Below are 16122 nucleotides of genomic sequence, written 5' to 3'. Positions count from 1 at the left end.
CTCATAGAAATAACTGTTCATTGATGGGGATATTGTGTTCTTCACAATAAGTGACGTAGTGATTGATGAACCAGAAAACATCCAGCGTTTCTGCCCACTCCCCCTTCTCATCGAAGAACTCGTTAGCTCCCTGCATCCAAAATAGAGCTTTCATTCCATTAGCATCGTCGGTCACTAACGTGTGAGCCTGTCCGGGCATTTCCGTTATAAACTCACCAGGCCCGCAAACCCAGTCGTATTCCAAATATCGGAAAGATCCCTCCATTCCTACAGCCCATACCATTCCTCGGTGCTTATGGGTACCAATCACACCAGGGCTTTTAATCCATAAAATATTGCAATAAACATTATTCCTTACATCAAAGGCCAGATGCCGTATAGCTGCATTATCACCAAAAGGAACCCATGGGCTTTCTACCTCAGAGAGCCCTACATAGCTTCCCTCACGCCCAAATCGGTCTTGCATTGCCTTCATTGGCTCAGGAACTTCTACGATACGATAAGCATTACTAGCGGGTGCATTAGCCATTATTGTTCTCACTTTATTTATGGAAACGATGTATTACAGAGAACTATTCAGCAATTGCTATGCCAACTACTCAAAACCTAGACCTTAGTATAAAGAATAAAGTAAAATTCTTATTATGCAAAGGAAGTTAAGAGACTAGACACGACTAAAGTACAACTGAAGGATTGAACAAGACTCGCCAGTATTTAATTAATTTAATATTTTTAATAAAAAAATGAGAAAGACATGACAAAAAAAATGACGCTTTCGAAAATGACAACGCAACCCAATCAAGCGAGCTCTTGTGAGATAGGCCTTGATGATGGAGACCCACCCACTTTACGTGATTTGACAGAGAGGCTGCGCCTTACCCCTAACGATGGAAAAATTTGGTTCGATGATCGCCGCATGGTGCTACTTGGGGCTAATGCATTTGGTGTGTTGCGCAGAGAAATCATTGAATCACTAGGCTTTTCTAGAGCATGCAGCTTGCTGATGCGCGTAGGTTTTTCAGCTGGATCTGCCGACGCAGCTTTTGTACGAAAACATTGGCCACTAAACGATGAAGCTGGTGCGTTGACCGCGGGAGAGCGGTTACATGCGGTCATGGGGATGGTTAAAGTCGAAACAGTACGACGCGACCACGACATCCCGAACGGTATTTTCAATGCCGAGTTCCTTTGGCATGGTTCAATCGAAGCTGCCGAACATATAAATGCGTACGGCCTATCACGTGAACCGGTTTGCTGGATGCAGCTAGGTTATGCCAGCGGCTACGCCAGTGCTTTCTACGGTAAGCGAGTGATATATCGTGAGTTGGAGTGTGCTGGCTGCGGCGGCTCTTTCTGCCGAATCGTAGGTGAGATGACAAATCAAGAAATAGGCAGTACCCATGACCTTAGCTGGCTCACTCCAGGAGAATACCTTGCGCCTGAAGCGCGTAAGTCGTCTCGACAAACCACTGGCGTGACGACAGCGTCATCTCCTGCCTCTATCCATGAGAAAATAGATACCCAAAAGATCGTGGGTATTTCAGCAGCGGTCAGTATTGCTTTGCAGAAGATTGAAAGAGTCGCGCCAACGCCAGCCACGGTACTGTTCAATGGAGAATCAGGTGTTGGGAAAGACTTGTTTGCTAACGAGCTTCACCGCAAAAGCAACTTGGCAAACGGCCCCTTTATCGCCCTTAACGGTGCTGCAATCCCTGACACATTGGTTGAGGCAGAGCTGTTTGGCGTAGAGAAAGGTGCGTTTACAGGTGCAGAAAAAAGTCGACCGGGTCGGTTCGAACGAGCCAATGGGGGCACACTATTTCTTGATGAAATTCCATCATTAAGTTATGAGGCACAAGGTAAGCTTCTGCGCACCCTGCAGAATGGCGAAATAGAAAGAGTCGGTGGAGCACACCCTATCCAAGTTAACGTCAGGGTTGTTGCCGCCTCAAATAAAGATCTTTTCAAGGAAGTGCAGAATGGACTATTCAGAGAGGATCTTTATTACCGCTTAAATGTTTTTCCTATACGCCTTCCCCCTCTTAGAGAACGCCAGGATGATATCCCCTTATTGATCGAACATTTTTTATACCGCTACTCAAATGTTTATAAAAAAAATATTCCAGGACTCACCCGAAAGGCTAGTGAAGCACTTTTAGACTATAGTTACCCTGGAAATATTCGCGAGCTTCAGAATTTAATAGAACGTGGCGTGATTAACGCTCTAGATTCTGAACCGCTCAATGTGTTTCATATGTTTGATGACGTTGGCTTTGCCACAAAACTCAACCCCCCTGGTCAGTCAGGTCTCAATATTGATCCCACAGGGGAACTGGAGGCTGGCACAAGTGGGCCTGATCTATTGGGCCGGGGTAAGCTTGACGATACGCAGAAGAGCGCTAAATGTCACCGGAGAAGTGAGGCAGAAATTTTGTCAAATGCACTTTATAAAACAGATGGCAACGTGTCTAAGGCCGCCAGAGAACTAGGCGTAACGAGAGCTAAGCTAGCCTATCGAATTCAAAAAGCTGGATTAGATCCTAGTCTGTTTCGGCACTTGTAAGAAAGCGCCTGATCGACCTACCAGCCGACCTCTTGACAGCATTGCCCTAGGCTCTGCTGACTTTTCACCGCTGCCATAAGCGAAACATCAACAGCCCCTAAACTTGACCCCATCGCCAAAACACAAGAGGCTTAATACAGCAAATGTATCAAGTTACGGCACTTGCAAATCTTTGATCAGCTTATTAAACAGACTGCCCGCAGGCTACGCCACTCGCCCACGCCCACTGAAAGTTATACCCACCTAGCTCTCCCGTTACATCTAATACTTCTCCGATAAAACGCAACTGTGGTAAGCCTTTAACCTCAAAGGTTTTGGACGAAATCGCGTCGGTATTGACCCCGCCCATGGTTACCTCTGCGGTACGCCAACCTTCTGTTCCTGCTGGTTTCAGTTGCCAAGCGTTGAGTCTTTGTACCCACTCATCCAATGCGGCATTAGCATACTGGGCCAGGGGCCGCGCCAAATCATGGTCGGGGTACCACTCCAGCAGTGCTTGCGCAAAGCGTTTCGGAAAGCGTTCGCCAAGCCAGGTCGAGAGCTGACGCTTAGGCGTCTCTTGGCGTGCATGGCGCAGGGATTCCGCCACGTTTTCATTGGGCAGCAGATCGATACTAATGCTCTCCCCTGGCTGCCAAACGCTGGATATTTGCAGCATCGCTGGCCCAGACAAGCCGCGGTGGGTAAACAGCATGGGTTCCACAAAGCGGCGACTGCCAGCACTAACAGCCACTGGCACGCTCAAACCAGAGAGGTCAGCTGCGCGCGCTTTCCAGGTATCGCTTAAGGTAAAAGGCACCAGCCCGGGTCGCGTAGCGAATACCTCCAAACCAAATTGACGGGCTATGTCGTAGCCAAATCCTGTCGCGCCCATGCTCGGAATGGAAAGCCCACCGCTCGCGATGACGACCACCCCGGCATCGATTTTACCTATCGAAGTCGTTAGACGCATGGCACTGCCCTGTTGCTCCACGCGGGTAACCTGGGTGCTGAGCCTGATTTCAGCCCCAGCCCACTCACACTCGGTTAGTAACGTATGGACAATATCTTTAGCCGAGGTTGCACAGAATAGCTGACCCGGCGTTTTCTCAACATGTTCAACGCCATGGCGCTCGACCAGCTCAACAAAGTGCTCAGGGCGGTAACGTTTGAGCGCCGAAATACAAAAGTAAGGGTTTGAAGAGTAAAAGTGCTGTGGCGTTGTGCCAAGATTGGTAAAGTTGCAGCGGCCACCCCCGGACATGAGAATCTTCTTGCCCGCTTTGTTAGCATGATCAAGCACTAAGACCCGCTTTCCGGCATAGCCTGCTTGCGCTGCGCACATTAAGCCTGCGGCGCCAGCACCGATGATGACAACGTCATAGATCATAATGGACAGCTCATATTGAGAGCGACTCCCGTCGTAAAAGGCAGGCATTCTAACAGGGTCGCACTTAAAAATTATTATGCGGATACAATTACCATATACAATAACTGTATAAATATTATCTAACGCTGAGAACACTATGCTTTTGCCCTTTCATCGACGACGGCTGTTGCGACTCGCACTCCTGCCTCTCACTCTTCTGCTTTCCAGCGTAGCGTTCGCCCAATCGGCGCCGTCAGTCATAGGCACCCGGGCGATCATGACTACCTGGTCGGATCCAATAGAAGCCTTGGGCACCCTTCGTGCCGATGAGAGCGTCACACTATCGGCTACCGTCACGGATATCGTTGCCGAGATCAATTTCCGTGACGGCGAGCAGGTCGAAGAAGGCCAGTTGCTTATTCGTCTGGAGGATGCCGAGGAACAGGCGCAGCTGAGGGCGTCCCAGGCACTTCGCGAAGAGCGGCGTAATGCGTCAAATCGCGCTTCGCAGTTGCAAGAGCGCAACCTGGCGGCTCGGGCCGATGTAGAAGATAGCCAATCACGGCTGCGCCAGGCAGATGCCGATATTCAAGCGATTGAAGCGGAGTTGGCCAATTACCAGATAAAAGCCCCCTTTAGTGGCCGCGTCGGCTTTCGCAATATCAGTGTTGGCGCCCTGGTCACTCCAGGCATGGATCTGGTGACGCTCGATAAATTGGATGTTATGCAGCTAGATTTCAGCGTCCCCGAAGTATTTCTCGACCGCCTCTCACCAGGCTTGATGCTCAATGCCACAACTGCCGCCTACCCTGACGCCCTCTTTAGCGGTGAAATTGCCACCATCGGCACACGGGTGGATCCAGTCACGCGCAGCGTAAGCGTCCGCGCTGATCTCGAGAATACCGATGGCCGCTTGCGGCCTGGCATGCTGATGGAAGTGATCGTTCAACAGCACGTACGCGATACGGTTGTTATCCCTGAGGCGGCCATTGAGCCTAGCGGTGACCGTCACTTCGTGATGTTAATTGAACAGAGTGAAGGCAGCACACGCTTGGCACGGCGTGAAGTGGTGATCGGCGAGCGCCGCAATGGCGAGGTGGAAATTCTCGAGGGACTCGCCGCCAACGATTTAATTGTCTTTCATGGCCTACAGCTGGCCCGTGACGGGCAAGAAGCCAGGTTAATCGGGATCGCCGATGACGAGACCGGTATACGAGCGCTGTTGGAGGCCGACCGCTAATGCGTTTATCGGATATCTCTGTTCAGCGGCCGGTATTGGCGATGGTAATCGCGGCGCTGATTATTGCCTTTGGCCTGCTGGCACTCAATCGTCTGCCGCTGCAAGAGTACCCCACCATCGACCCGCCAGTGGTCACCATCGATACCCGCTACCCCGGAGCCTCGGCCAGCGTCGTCGAAACACGGATTACCCAAGTATTAGAAGACCGCATTGCTGGCGTTGAAGGCATTGAGCTGATTACCTCGCAAAGCGAGGATGGACGCTCTCAGATCGAGATCGAATTTGGCATTGATATGGATATCAATGCCGCCGCCAATGATATTCGCGACCGTATCTCCGGCGCGCTGCGCAACCTACCCGACGACGCTGACAACCCAGAGGTCACCAAAGCCGATAGCAGCGAAGAAGTGGTGGTTTGGTTAAGCCTTTCCGGAAACGACTATTCCATTACTGAGCTAACCGACTACGCTAACCGCTTTTTGGTCGACAGCCTCTCCGTTCAGCCAGGGGTAGCACGGGTGCGTGTCGGCGGCGGCAGTGACTACGCCATGCGCGTGTGGCTGGATCGCAATGCCTTGGCCGCACGGGGACTCACCGTTAGCGATATCGAAGACGCACTGCGGGCAGAGAACGTAGAGCTACCGGCAGGCTCGCTTGAATCCAAGGATCGGCAGTTTATTGTCCGCCTCCCCCGTAGTTTTGCCAGTGCCGAAGATTTTCAGCGCCTCGCCCTCAGCTCTCCTCAAAACCAGGAGGAAAACGGCTATCTGGTGCGCCTTGCTGACGTAGCAAGAGTAGAGGTCGGCGCGGTGGAGGATCGTTCTGTCTTCCGCTCTAACGGCATCCCCATGGTCGGCCTGGGTATGATCATGCAGTCGACGGCCAATGTGATAGAGCTCTCTGAAGCCGTTCAGGTCGAACTTGAACGCCTACAAGGTACCCTGCCTGAAGGGATGTCACTGAGCCTGAACTACGACGCCTCGCTGTTCGTCTCCGGGGCGATTGTGCAGGTCGTTATGACGCTGTTTATCGCCATGGGCTTGGTGGTGGTGGTGATCTTTATGTTTTTGGGCAATTTGCGCACCACCCTGGTACCCGCGGTGACCGTTCCGATTGCCGTTATTGGCGCCTTTACTGCTCTGGCAGCGATGAATTTCTCAATTAACCTGCTAACTCTGCTGGCGCTGGTGCTGGCGATCGGTCTGATTGTCGATGATGCCATCGTCGTGCTTGAAAATATTAACCGGCGTATGCACGACTACGGCGAGACGCCGCTAGTCGCCGCCTTTCGAGGTACCCGGCAAATCGCCTTTGCAGTCATCGCCACCACCCTGGTGTTGGTGGCGGTTTTCTTGCCACTCAGTATGTTACAAGGCGATATTGGCCGACTATTTTCCGAGTTCGCGCTAACCATGGCCGCTGCGGTAGTGGTCTCTACTCTGCTAGCACTGACGCTTACGCCGATGATGGCGTCTAAAATTCTTAAGCCGGGCATGCACGAAAGCCGGATTGGCAAGGCTGTGCAGTGGCTGCTCAGCGGCACACAGCGCCGCTATCAGGCCACGTTAGAGTGGATGCTCAAAATGCGCTGGCTGGTGGTCGCGGCGTTTGTATTATTGATTGGCGCCACCGCCTGGCTGGCCACGGTACTGCCCAACGAATACACGCCTCAAGAGGATCGCGGTAACTTTATCGTATTAGTGAATGGCCCTGAAGGCGCCACCTTCGACTACATGATGGACTACATGGATGAGATCGAAGCGCGGATGACGCCACTGGTGGAGAGCGGTGAGTTGGAGCGCGTAGTCGTTCGCGCCCCTCGTGGCTACGGCAACATAGAGAATTTCAATAGCGGCTTTATTATCGTCAATATGGCCGACTGGGGCAGTCGACGCAGTGCCTGGGAGATCATGGGCGAAGTACGCGAAAAGCTGCGTACGTTGCCGGGGGTACAAGCCTTCCCGGTGATGCGCCAGGGGTTTGGGCAGCGTACCCAAAAGCCGGTGCAGTTTGTACTGGGCGGTGGGACTTACGAAGAGCTTGCCCGCTGGCGCGATACGCTGATCGATCATGTGCGCGAAAACAACCCGCGCTTGATGGCACTAGAGAGCAACTACAACGAAACCCAGCCGCAGTTAAGAGTCGATATTGACTACGAGCGTGCCGCTTCGTTAGGTGTTACGGTTACCGAGATCGGCAGAACGCTTGAAGTGCTGTTAGGTGGCCGTAACGTCACTCGCTATGTTGATGATGGTGAAGAGTACGACGTCATTTTGGAAGGTGACCGCGGCAGTCAAAACAGCCCGAGGGCGTTGGATAACATTCAGGTTCGATCCGCTCGCACAGGTGAGCTGGTCCCCCTGGCCAGTTTGGTCACCCTCTCCGACTTTGCTGGCGCCAGCACTTTGAACCGCTTTGACCGTATACGGGCGATTACCATTGAAGCCAACCTGGCGGATGGCTACCCCCTTGGCGAAGCTTTGACCTATTTAGAGCAGAGCGCCGCGGAGCTACTGCCGGAAGAGGCGCAAACCAATGTGGCAGGCGCATCACGGGACTTCCAGCAGGCCAGTGGCGCCACCGCGTTCTTGTTAATACTGGGCGCGCTTGTGGTCTTTTTGGTGTTAGCAGCGCAGTTCGAAAGCCTGATTCACCCCTTTGTGATAATGCTTACGGTGCCGCTCGCGATGAGCGGTGCGCTACTCGCCCTGCTACTAAGCGGTCAATCGCTTAATATCTATAGCCAAGTAGGCTTGGTGCTGTTGATTGGACTAGCGGCGAAAAACGGCATCTTAATTGTCGAGTTTGCCAACCAGTTGCGCGATGAGGGTAAAGCCTTCCGTGCGGCGTTGATTGAAGCCTCTGTGACGCGTTTAAGACCCATCTTAATGACCGCTGTGACCACCATGGCCGGCGCCATTCCGCTGATTGTCTCGACAGGGCCGGGGTCTGAGTCTCGCCTGGTTATCGGCACCGTGATTATGGCGGGGGTCGGCTCGGCAACGCTGTTTACGCTGTTTGTAGTGCCTGTGGCTTACGACTTGCTGGCGCGCCACACCGGTTCGCCTGGGGCAGTGAAAAGGCGGTTAGAGGAGGAAATTGCTAATGCACCACCTGACTGATGTCATTGCCAACGCAGCGAAGCAATCTGGTTTTTAGAGGCCACCGCACGCTTGAGATTGCCGCGTCGCTGCGCTCCTCGCAATGACGACCTCAATGAAAAAGGGTGCCTGTTGGCACCCTTTGAAAAGAGAGCTAGCGATTACTCACACTCGCCAAGATACTCGCCTTCAATCACGGTATTCATGCTCAGCTCACCCATGGGGGACTGGGTAAGGATATCGACGCTGCCTTCGATACGCTCGCCCATAAAACGCATTTCGCCATCGATGGTGGCTTCGCCACCCTCAGCGCGACACACCATGCTGTAGCTGAGACCGTCCGCATTCAGCTCCTGGTCGAGCAGCTCGCAGCCTTCTTCTTCCTCGATGAAGCCAAATTCAGCTCCCTCAAGCTCTTCCTGACTAATACACTGGCGCTCGGTTTCCGTTTGATCCGGAATTTCCATTTCGCCGGTGACGCTGGTTTTGCTCACAAACTCCCACTCACCAGCGGTGACATTGGGGGTTTCAGCCAACGCGACCATTGGAAAGGCCACTAGGGCCGCTACTGCCATGTTACGTAACATCATCGCTACTCTCACTGCGTTGCTTTGGGAACTTAAATCCTGGGATATCCTACCTGATTCAATCCCACGATGCCCTACCCGACGACCACACTGCTACACTCATTGGGTAAGAAACTGATTTAGCGCATCCGCTATACAAGGTAGCCAACAATGCAAGACGACGCCCTGGTCAATTATGACTTCCACTGCCCCTACTGCGATTCGCCGCTGACCTTTCTGATTGATACGTCACAGGGCAGCCATGATACCTGGGAGGATTGCCATCAATGCTGCGCGCCCATCCAGCTACAGATCATCGTCTCACCGGTGACCGGAGAACTCGATAGCGTCGTCGCCGGGCGCGACGACGACGTTCTATAGTTTGATTTAAACTTCTCGTAGAGCAGCCTTCCGCCGGGTCTCATTACGTCGCATAAGAAACCACGCCAACAGTGTCGCCAGCGATACCGTTAGGATGATCAATGTAGCAAGCGCATTGATCTTCGGCGACACCCCCATACGCACCGACGAAAACACCACCATCGGCAGCGTATTGGCCCCTGGCCCGGAAACAAAGCTGGCGATCACCAGGTCATCCAGGGAGAGGGTAAACGCCAGCAGCCAGCCTGCAGCCAGCGCGGGGGTGATGATCGGCAGCGTGATAGAAAAGAAGGTTTTCACTGGAGGTGAGCCCAAATCCATGGCGGCTTCTTCAATGGAGTGATCCACTTCCCGCAGCCGCGCAGCCACCACGACCGCCACATAGGCACTGCAAAAGGTGGTGTGAGCAATCCAAATGGTTGCCATGCCCCGATCGGCTGGCCAGCCGGTAATCTGCGCCATCTGCACAAATAGTAGCAGCAGCGAAAGACCGGTGATGACTTCGGGCATTACCAGCGGCGCCGTGACCATACTCGACAGCGCCGTTTTGCCGCGGAAGTGGCCATAGCGCGTCATTACAAAGGCTGCCACGGTGCCCAGGCAAACCGCCATGCTGGCAGCGAAAAACGCGATGCGCAGGCTCGTCCATACTGCCGACAAAATCTGCTGATCTCGAAACAGCTCGCCGTACCACTGAGTGGAAAACCCCGCCCACACCGTGACCAGTTTCGATGCATTAAACGAATACACCACCAGCACAAACATCGGCAGGTAAAGAAACAGCAGACCAAGCACCAGCATGACCATCGAGAAGTTCGGCCGTCGCATGCTCATTATTCAAGCTCCTTGGACTGGTAACGATGAAACCAAACTATCGGCACCAGTAACAGCAGTAGCATCACCATGGCCAGCGCCGACGCCACCGGCCAGTCGCGATTGAGGAAGAACTCCTCCCACAGCACTTTGCCGATCATTAACGTATCAGGGCCACCCAGCAGTTCAGGAATCACAAACTCCCCTACCGCAGGTATGAACACCAGCATCGAACCGGCCACAATGCCGCCCGTAGAGAGCGGCAAGGTGACTTTGATAAAGGTATTGAACTTGCGCGAGCCAAGATCTGCAGCGGCCTCTAACAACGAGTTATCCATGCGCGTTAAGTGGGCATATAGCGGCAGCACCATGAACGGCAAGTAGGCATAAACAATGCCAATAGTCACTGAAAACTGGGTATTCATCATGCGCAGCGGCGAATCAATCAGGCCAATCCCGATCAACAGGTTATTGATTAACCCACTGTTGCTTAGAATTCCCATCCAGGCATAGACACGAATCAAAAACGACGTCCATGACGGCAACATGACCAGCAGCAGTAACAGCAGTTGCCAGCGTGCTGGGGCTCGGGCCATGGCATACGCCATCGGGTAACCGAGCAACAAACAGGCCAGCGTGGCAATAAACGCCGTTTTCACTGAGCCCCAATAGGCGGCGATATACAACGAATCTGAGAGCAGAAAGAGATAATTGCCCAGATTAAGAAAGACATGCAGCGTCTGATCGGCGTACTCAAGCAGCGGGCCATAGGGCGGAATCGCAATCGCCGCTTCGGAGAGGCTGATTTTGAGCACCAGCGCAAAGGGCAGTAAAAAAAACAGCATCAGCCACACGAGCGGAAACGCGATCACTGCTCGGCGCCCCAGCTGCAAGCGTTTGAGCAGTGCTGAAGAACGAGATAACTTCATTAAAGGCAGTCTCCTCGCGGTAAGGAATGCGCCACTATCGCAATTCAAAACGTTAGCAGCTCAAGACGCTAGCGGTTCAAAACAATCGTACTGTGATCTTCCCAGTAGACATACACACTGTCTTCCCAGGTGGGTCGATCACCGCGACGCTCGGTATTGGCCATACTGACTTTAATGATCTGGCCCGACTGGGTGCGCACGTAGTAGAGCGAGAAACCGCCTAAATAGGCAATATCATCCACCTTGCCTTCTGCCCAGTTATATTCAGTGGTGGGTTTCTCGCGGGTTAGCCAGATTTTTTCAGGGCGCAGCGCGACCCAAACCCGCCGATTCGACGCCTGGGTGGTAATACCGTGGTCAATATAAATGGGCCGCTCGAGCGCGGGAGCGACGATGCGGCAGTGGTCAGCAGCATCTTCGCTAATCTCTCCTTCAAACAGATTCACCGTACCGACAAATTCCGCCACCATGCGGCTCACCGGGCTTTCATAAATATCGATCGGCGAGCCTATTTGTTCGATCCAGCCATCGGCCATGATCGCCACGCGGTCGGCCATGGTCATGGCCTCTTCCTGGTCGTGAGTAACCATAATGCAGGTAACACCCACCTGCTCGATGATCTCCACTACCTCTAGCTGCATTTCAGTGCGCAGCTTTTTATCCAGCGCGCCCATAGGTTCGTCTAGCAGTAGCAGCTTGGGTCGTTTGGCCAGTGAACGCGCCAGTGCCACTCGCTGGCGCTGACCACCCGAGAGCTGATGCGGCTTACGCTTGGCAAAGCGCTGCATATGCACCAGTTTGAGCATTTGCTCGACGCGAGCGTCGATATCCGCTTTGGGGAGCTTATCCTGCTTTAAACCAAAGGCAATATTCTGCGCCACCGTCATATGCGGAAATAGCGCATAGGACTGGAACATCATATTGATAGGCCGCTTGTGCGGAGGCATAGCGGTGATATTTTCACCGTCTAATAAAATACGGCCCTCAGAAGGAGTTTCAAACCCCGCCAACATCCTCAGCAGGGTTGATTTACCTGACCCGGAACCACCCAATAGCGCGAAAATTTCTCCGCGCTTAACCTGCAAATTGACATCATCCACCGCCAGCGCATCATCAAACCGCTTGCTTAAGCGTTTTACTTCCAGCACCACATCTTCAGCAAACCGCGGGGTTTTACCCTGGGGGCGCGACGAAGAAGGAGTGATTGGCGAAGCAGATGAAGGCTCGTTCGACAGGGGCGTAGTGACCATTCGCCACTCCCATCAAAAGGCCCGGCAATCCGGGCATTAAAAAAGACGAGCAGCGAGCCATAGAGAATTAACTCCAGGCTCGCCGTCGGATAAATGTCGGTTTAACGACCAGACTTTACGCGGTTCCAAATGCGCGTACGGGCACGCAGCACATCTTGAGGCTTTTCAGCCTGCACGTATAGGTTTTGCATGACCTCGGTTTCTGGGTAAATAGCCGGGTCATTGATGATTTCATCAGAGAGGTACTCATCGGCCGCCGCGTTAGGATTGGCATAACGCACGTACTCGGTAATTTCAGCAGCGATTTCCGGGTCAAGAATAAAGTCGATAAAGGCGTGAGCGTTTTCAGTATTAGGCGCATCGGCGGGTACTGCCATCATGTCGAACCAGAGCGCGGCGCCTTCTTTAGGAATGCTATAGGCGATGGTGAAATCTCGCCCTGCTTCTTCAGCACGATCGGCGGCCTGGAAAACATCACCCGAGTAACCAGCGGCCACGCAGATATCGCCATTCGCCAGATCGGACACATAGCGGGAAGAGTGAAAATAAGTCATGTCGTCGCGAACGTCGGCGATCAGTTCGCCAGCCGCTTCAATATCGTCCAGATTTTCACTCAGGGGATCAAACCCCAGGTACGCCATGGCGGGCGAGAGCATTTCATCGGCAGAGTCCAGCATCGACAAGCCGCAGCCCGCTTCGCTCAATGCAGCGGTTATTTCAGGATCAAACAGCAGTGCCCAACTATCTACCGGCGCGTCATCACCCAGAATTTCTTTTACCCGGTCAACGTTATAGCCGATCCCATTGGTGCCCCACATATAGGGAACCGAGTATTCGCTACCGGCGTCGATGGTTTCCAGGTTGGCCATCAGCTCGGGGTTGAGATTGTCTAAATTGGTTAGTAACTCATGGTTGAGCGGCTGAAAAACACCGGCTTTCACTTGGCGGGTAAAATAGTAGGTAGAAGGTACCACCACATCGTAGCCGGAACGCCCGGCGAGCAGTGCGGCATCCAAAATTTCATTGCTGTCATAAACGTCATAAGTCACTTCAATGCCGGTACGCTCGGTGAATTTTTCCAGCGTTTCCAGGGCAATGTAGTCTGACCAGTTAAATACCCGCACCTCTCCAGCGTGGGCAGCGCTAGCCGCTGCGGCGAATGAGATAGCCGCAACGGCCGCGGAAAGTTTGTGGATGTTCCCCATTATCACTGCTCCTGTTGTCTCAACTAGTCATTAAACAATTCAGCATTCACTAAACAATTCAGCCAAATGTTTTGCCAAGTGTCTTCATACCAAGTGCGCCCTGCTGCTGCCGGCAACAGCCCTCAGCGGCTAACAATAGCGTAGGCCATATTACTGACCGTGCGAATTTTGCGGTGCAGTGACGCCTACCGCAAGCCAATGTGAAAAATTCTTGTATTTTGCCCTACCGACCCCATTAAGTAGCTAGTAAAACAGGATCTTGTGGTACGCCAATAGGGCAATGCTATTGGCTAGATGGCTTTTTTTAATTTTAGACATTAGTCGCTAGCCGTTAGCATTAGCACTACTTTATAAACCCTTCGCTCATGACAACTGGAGATTATCTGAATGTCCTTGATCAACACTGAAGTAAAACCGTTTAAAGCCACTGCTTACCTGAATGGCGAATTCGTCGACGTAAGTGAAGCTGATCTGCAAGGCCAGTGGTCTATTTTCTTCTTCTACCCCGCCGATTTTACCTTTGTTTGCCCCACTGAGCTGGGCGATTTGGCCGATCACTATGCCGAGTTCAAGAAGCTGGGCGTTGAGATCTACAGCGTTTCGACCGATACCCACTTCACTCACAAAGCATGGCACGACAGCTCAGAGACCATCGGCAAGCTGCAGTACCCAATGATCGCCGATCCGACGCTACGGATTTCACGTAACTTCGAAGTCTTGATTGAAGACGCGGGTCTTGCTGAGCGCGGCACCTTTGTCGTCGACCCCGATGGCAAAATCCAGATTGTTGAAATCAACGCTGGCAACATCGGTCGTAATGCTGAAGAGCTGCTGCGTAAAGTGAAAGCCGCTCAATACGTTCGTGCCAACCCGAACGAAGTGTGCCCGGCTAAATGGAAAGAAGGCGAAGAAACGCTGGCACCTTCACTGGATCTTGTAGGCAAAATCTAAACCGCCTACGGCTTTCACGCGCTTGCTCTTATTTGCGTGGCGCAAGAGCGTGCAGGTTCAACGCCCGGGTTTCGCCCGGGCGTTCTGTTTTAAAACAGTTTTAAATTATTAATGATTAGCGCCGTCACACGCGTGTATTTAATACGTCTGTTACTTGCGAGGAAGCTACTGTCATGCTGGACGCCAATTTAAAATCCCAGTTAAAAGCGTATCTGGAAAAAGTGACTCAGCCGTTCGAGATCGTTGCCTCCCTCGATGACGGTGCCAAGTCACAAGAACTACTCGGCCTGCTTGAGGACATCAGCAGCCTGAGCGATCAGATTACCCTACACAGCGATGGCCAGGACGCCCGCACGCCATCGTTTGCGATTAACCGCCCGGGTGAAGAAACTGGCGTGGTGTTTGCCGGTATCCCCATGGGCCACGAGTTCACGTCGCTGGTGTTGGCACTGCTGCAAGTCGGCGGTCATCCGCCTAAAACGTCTTCTGAGCTACTCGACCAAATCAAAGCCCTCGACGGCGAGATGCTTTTCGAGACTTACTACTCGCTCTCGTGCCAGAACTGCCCTGACGTGGTTCAAGCGCTTAACCTCATGGCTATCTTCAACCCGAACGTTCGTCACGTCGCTATTGACGGGGCACTGTTTCAGGACGAAGTTGAGTCGCGGGAAATCATGTCGGTGCCAAGCATCTATTTGAACGGTAAGCCGTTCGATCAAGGCCGTATGACCCTTGAGCAGATTTTGGCCAAAGTTGATACTGGTGCCGCCGAACGCGATGCCAAAAAGCTCAACGAGAAAGCCGCTTTCGATACGCTCGTCATTGGTGGTGGCCCGGCAGGCGCGGCGGCCGCCATTTACTCAGCACGCAAAGGCATTAACACCGGCATTGCCGCTGAGCGTTTCGGTGGTCAGGTGGCTGACACCATGGGAATTGAAAACTTTATCTCCGTTTCCCATACCGAAGGCCCCAAGCTAGTTAGCGCGCTTGAAGAGCACGTAAAAGATTACGAAGTCGATGTCATGAACCTGCAGCTTGCCACGGCGTTTAAAGCAGCCGAGGCGGAAGGTGGGCTGCACGAAGTCACCTTTGAGTCGGGTGCGACGCTTAAGAGCAAAACCCTGGTACTGGCGACGGGTGCCCGCTGGCGCGAAATGAATGTGCCCGGCGAACAGCAGTACCGCAACAAAGGGGTGGCTTACTGCCCTCACTGTGACGGTCCGCTGTTCAAAGGTAAGCGGGTAGCGGTGATTGGTGGCGGTAACTCTGGCGTTGAAGCGGCGATCGATCTGGCGGGTATTGTCGGCCATGTCACGCTCGTAGAGTTTATGGGTGAGATGCGTGCCGACGCGGTGCTGCAGAAAAAGCTCAAGAGTCTGCCTAACGTCGATATTATCCTCAACGCACAAACCACCGAAGTAACGGGCGATGGCAGCCGTGTGAATGGCTTGAACTATAAAGACCGCACGTCCGACGAGAGCAAATCCATCGCGCTGGAAGGCATTTTTGTTCAGATTGGTCTGGTGCCTAACACCGAGTGGTTGAAAGGCTCTCCGATTGAAATGACGCCCCGCGGTGAGATCATCGTCGATGCTCACGGTATGACATCCGTGCCCGGCGTCTTCGCCGCAGGCGATGTAACTACCGTGCCCTACAAACAGATCATCATCGCCATGGGCGAAGGCGCCAAGGCATCGCTGGGTGCTTTCGACTATCTCATTCGAAACTGACAGTGGCGAAGAAAAGCCCGCTGACAAAAATGTCAGCGGGCTTTT

At 53.0% G+C, this 16122-nt stretch carries 13 protein-coding genes; 6 read left to right on the top strand and 7 right to left on the bottom strand.

Going from position 1 to position 16122, the window contains the following annotated elements; translation table 11 throughout:
* Position 1 precedes the first annotated feature (1 nt).
* A complete protein-coding gene (locus ACW17M_RS20645; protein ID WP_022522783.1) occupies positions 2–529 on the bottom strand; it encodes a 2,4'-dihydroxyacetophenone dioxygenase family protein in 528 nt (175 codons plus the stop codon).
* A gap of 225 nt (positions 530–754) precedes the next feature.
* On the opposite strand from ACW17M_RS20645, the gene ACW17M_RS20640 reads away from it, so the two are divergent.
* On the top strand, positions 755–2563 hold the full coding sequence (locus ACW17M_RS20640; protein ID WP_457548023.1) for a sigma 54-interacting transcriptional regulator: 1809 nt from the start codon (positions 755–757) through the stop codon (positions 2561–2563).
* Positions 2564–2747: 184 nt separating this feature from the next.
* Here the strand turns inward: ACW17M_RS20640 and ACW17M_RS20635 are convergent, their stop codons facing one another.
* Entirely contained in the window at positions 2748–3932 is a 1185-nt protein-coding gene (locus ACW17M_RS20635) for a BaiN/RdsA family NAD(P)/FAD-dependent oxidoreductase (protein ID WP_039860082.1), read from the bottom strand.
* 136 nt (positions 3933–4068) lie between these two features.
* Between ACW17M_RS20635 and ACW17M_RS20630 the strand changes: the two genes are divergently transcribed.
* Together ACW17M_RS20630 and ACW17M_RS20625 are read left to right on the top strand one after the other, a co-directional pair.
* Positions 4069–5151, top strand: coding sequence for an efflux RND transporter periplasmic adaptor subunit (locus ACW17M_RS20630; protein WP_009287968.1), 1083 nt, complete (start codon positions 4069–4071; stop codon positions 5149–5151).
* Entirely contained in the window at positions 5151–8273 is a 3123-nt protein-coding gene (locus ACW17M_RS20625; RefSeq protein ID WP_457548022.1) for an efflux RND transporter permease subunit, read from the top strand. Before ACW17M_RS20630 ends, ACW17M_RS20625 begins: the two co-directional genes overlap by 1 nt.
* A gap of 140 nt (positions 8274–8413) precedes the next feature.
* On the opposite strand, the gene ACW17M_RS20620 is transcribed toward ACW17M_RS20625, so the two are convergent.
* Positions 8414–8842, bottom strand: coding sequence for a DUF3617 domain-containing protein (locus ACW17M_RS20620; protein WP_022522778.1), 429 nt, complete (start codon positions 8840–8842; stop codon positions 8414–8416).
* Positions 8843–8989: 147 nt separating this feature from the next.
* Here ACW17M_RS20620 and ACW17M_RS20615 point away from each other — a divergent pair, with 147 nt between their 5' ends.
* Complete coding sequence (locus tag ACW17M_RS20615) at positions 8990–9199, top strand: CPXCG motif-containing cysteine-rich protein (RefSeq protein ID WP_027958413.1); 210 nt, start codon at positions 8990–8992, stop codon at positions 9197–9199.
* Between the two features lie 6 nt (positions 9200–9205).
* Here the strand turns inward: ACW17M_RS20615 and ACW17M_RS20610 are convergent, their stop codons facing one another.
* From ACW17M_RS20610 to ACW17M_RS20595, 4 genes are all read right to left on the bottom strand, one after another.
* Positions 9206–10033 (bottom strand): ABC transporter permease subunit, encoded by an 828-nt coding sequence (locus ACW17M_RS20610; protein ID WP_457548021.1) that lies wholly within the window; start codon positions 10031–10033, stop codon positions 9206–9208.
* Positions 10033–10941, bottom strand: a complete 909-nt coding sequence (locus tag ACW17M_RS20605; protein WP_027958411.1) for an ABC transporter permease subunit — start codon at positions 10939–10941, stop codon at positions 10033–10035. Before ACW17M_RS20605 ends, ACW17M_RS20610 begins: the two co-directional genes overlap by 1 nt.
* A gap of 68 nt (positions 10942–11009) precedes the next feature.
* Entirely contained in the window at positions 11010–12191 is a 1182-nt protein-coding gene (potA, locus tag ACW17M_RS20600; protein ID WP_457548020.1) for a polyamine ABC transporter ATP-binding protein, read from the bottom strand.
* A gap of 101 nt (positions 12192–12292) precedes the next feature.
* The gene (locus ACW17M_RS20595) at positions 12293–13396 is read right to left on the bottom strand and encodes a polyamine ABC transporter substrate-binding protein (RefSeq protein ID WP_457548019.1); all 1104 of its coding nucleotides are present in this window, start codon (positions 13394–13396) and stop codon (positions 12293–12295) included.
* A 387-nt stretch (positions 13397–13783) separates the two neighbouring features.
* On the opposite strand from ACW17M_RS20595, the gene ahpC reads away from it, so the two are divergent.
* Positions 13784–14347: an alkyl hydroperoxide reductase subunit C gene (ahpC, locus tag ACW17M_RS20590; RefSeq protein WP_027958409.1), complete on the top strand. Its 564-nt coding sequence runs from the start codon at positions 13784–13786 to the stop codon at positions 14345–14347.
* 173 nt (positions 14348–14520) lie between these two features.
* Positions 14521–16077 (top strand): alkyl hydroperoxide reductase subunit F, encoded by a 1557-nt coding sequence (ahpF, locus tag ACW17M_RS20585; RefSeq protein WP_457548018.1) that lies wholly within the window; start codon positions 14521–14523, stop codon positions 16075–16077.
* The last annotated feature ends 45 nt before the right edge of the window (positions 16078–16122 follow it).

The organism is Vreelandella sp. 2A-K22 (assembly GCF_054065485.1).
Note: the sequence above shows the minus strand (reverse complement) of the source record. Positions and strands in the feature narration are given on the sequence as shown.

Coding starts and splice junctions, on each gene's coding strand:
- ACW17M_RS20615 (WP_027958413.1), top strand. CDS start 8,990: ATGCAAGACGACGCCCTGGTCAATTATGACTTCCACTGCCCCTACTGC.
- ACW17M_RS20635 (WP_039860082.1), bottom strand. CDS start 3,932: ATGATCTATGACGTTGTCATCATCGGTGCTGGCGCCGCAGGCTTAATG.
- ACW17M_RS20610 (WP_457548021.1), bottom strand. CDS start 10,033: ATGAGCATGCGACGGCCGAACTTCTCGATGGTCATGCTGGTGCTTGGT.
- ACW17M_RS20625 (WP_457548022.1), top strand. CDS start 5,151: ATGCGTTTATCGGATATCTCTGTTCAGCGGCCGGTATTGGCGATGGTA.
- ahpC (WP_027958409.1), top strand. CDS start 13,784: ATGTCCTTGATCAACACTGAAGTAAAACCGTTTAAAGCCACTGCTTAC.
- ACW17M_RS20640 (WP_457548023.1), top strand. CDS start 755: ATGACAAAAAAAATGACGCTTTCGAAAATGACAACGCAACCCAATCAA.
- ACW17M_RS20595 (WP_457548019.1), bottom strand. CDS start 13,396: ATGGGGAACATCCACAAACTTTCCGCGGCCGTTGCGGCTATCTCATTC.
- ahpF (WP_457548018.1), top strand. CDS start 14,521: ATGCTGGACGCCAATTTAAAATCCCAGTTAAAAGCGTATCTGGAAAAA.
- ACW17M_RS20645 (WP_022522783.1), bottom strand. CDS start 529: ATGGCTAATGCACCCGCTAGTAATGCTTATCGTATCGTAGAAGTTCCT.
- ACW17M_RS20605 (WP_027958411.1), bottom strand. CDS start 10,941: ATGAAGTTATCTCGTTCTTCAGCACTGCTCAAACGCTTGCAGCTGGGG.
- ACW17M_RS20630 (WP_009287968.1), top strand. CDS start 4,069: ATGCTTTTGCCCTTTCATCGACGACGGCTGTTGCGACTCGCACTCCTG.
- potA (WP_457548020.1), bottom strand. CDS start 12,191: ATGGTCACTACGCCCCTGTCGAACGAGCCTTCATCTGCTTCGCCAATC.
- ACW17M_RS20620 (WP_022522778.1), bottom strand. CDS start 8,842: ATGATGTTACGTAACATGGCAGTAGCGGCCCTAGTGGCCTTTCCAATG.